The organism is Streptococcus suis (assembly GCF_002960445.1).
Classification (GTDB): domain Bacteria; phylum Bacillota; class Bacilli; order Lactobacillales; family Streptococcaceae; genus Streptococcus; species Streptococcus hyiners.
This window is the reverse complement of record NZ_POJD01000095.1, coordinates 1-287: the sequence shown is the minus strand read 5'-3', so window position 1 is coordinate 287 and position 287 is coordinate 1. Positions and strand designations below refer to the sequence as shown.

Genomic DNA, 287 nt, shown 5'->3' with positions numbered 1-287 from the left:
ATTTATTTGCTGGGATAGGCGGTTTTAGGCTAGGAATGGAAGCACAGGGCCATGAGTGTTTGGGCTTTTGTGAAATTGATAAATTCGCTAGAACATCCTATAAAGCCATGTTTAACACAGAAGGAGAAATAGAATACCATGACATTAAGGAGGTCACAGACCATGACTTTAGACAATTTAGAGGGCAAGTGGAGGTTATCTGCGGGGGATTTCCTTGCCAAGCTTTTTCACTCGCAGGAAGACGACTGGGATTTGAAGATACTCGAGGGACTCTCTTTTTTGAGATT

Annotated in this window: 1 protein-coding gene; it reads left to right on the top strand. The window is 42.5% G+C overall.

Translation table 11 applies throughout. The annotated features are described in order from the left end of the window. The coding region (locus C1G53_RS01860) for a DNA cytosine methyltransferase (protein WP_153046638.1) at window positions 1-287 on the top strand (287 nt) is incomplete at both ends.